The organism is Hydrogeniiclostridium mannosilyticum (assembly GCF_003268275.1).
In the GTDB taxonomy this organism is placed as follows: Bacteria; Bacillota; Clostridia; order Oscillospirales; family Acutalibacteraceae; genus Hydrogeniiclostridium; species Hydrogeniiclostridium mannosilyticum.
On sequence record NZ_QLYR01000063.1, the window covers coordinates 1 to 264 of the forward strand.

General features: G+C 51.9%; 1 pseudogene. It reads right to left on the reverse strand.

The annotated features are described in order from the left end of the window. Positions 1-84: 84 nt before the first annotated feature. Positions 85-264: pseudogene (locus DPQ25_RS14490) on the reverse strand (phage N-6-adenine-methyltransferase); the annotation flags it as partial.

Consider the following 264-nt stretch of genomic DNA (forward strand, 5'->3'; position numbering starts at 1 on the left):
TCACACGAGATTGGCCTCCATTGGTCACATCTTGCACAGGGCGGCCAGCCTTTTTGTTTATCCATTCTCATCACTCTTCCTCCTTCACCGGCCCCCGTTGTAGATAACCACCATCGAGGGAAAAGGGGCGGCGTTTACGGCGTTGCCGTCATCGTCCGTAAAATGCAAACGCCCTCGCACAAACCTGATTTCCGCCTTCCCATAAATGTAATCGTGAAAATAATTCGTGTCCGTCCGCGCTGGAATGAGCAGCACGATTGGAAA